The sequence below is a fragment of the Klebsiella sp. HN106 genome, from assembly GCF_051209435.1.
GTDB classification, from domain to species: Bacteria; Pseudomonadota; Gammaproteobacteria; order Enterobacterales; family Enterobacteriaceae; genus Klebsiella; species Klebsiella oxytoca.
Window position 1 is genome coordinate 1 of record NZ_JBLURD010000301.1, and the last position, 278, is coordinate 278.

Below are 278 nucleotides of genomic sequence, written 5' to 3' on the forward strand. Positions count from 1 at the left end.
CTCCGCAAAAATTCAACAGATCAACATCGTCGGCAACCATGCGTTTTCGACCGATGAGCTGATCTCCCACTTCCAGCTGCGCGATGAGGTGCCGTGGTGGAACGTGGTCGGCGACCGTAAATACCAGAAGCAGAAGCTAGCGGGCGACCTTGAAACCCTGCGCAGCTACTACCTGGATCGCGGCTATGCCCGTTTCAACATCGATTCTACCCAGGTCAGCCTGACGCCGGATAAGAAAGGGATCTACATCACCGTCAACATCACCGAAGGCGATCAGT

At 55.0% G+C, this 278-nt stretch carries 1 protein-coding gene; it reads left to right on the top strand.

Features of this window, described 5'->3' with window-relative positions:
- Nucleotides 1-278, top strand: a 278-nt coding sequence (locus ACSIPU_RS31305; protein ID WP_435322595.1) for a POTRA domain-containing protein, incomplete at both ends; no start/stop codon positions are given.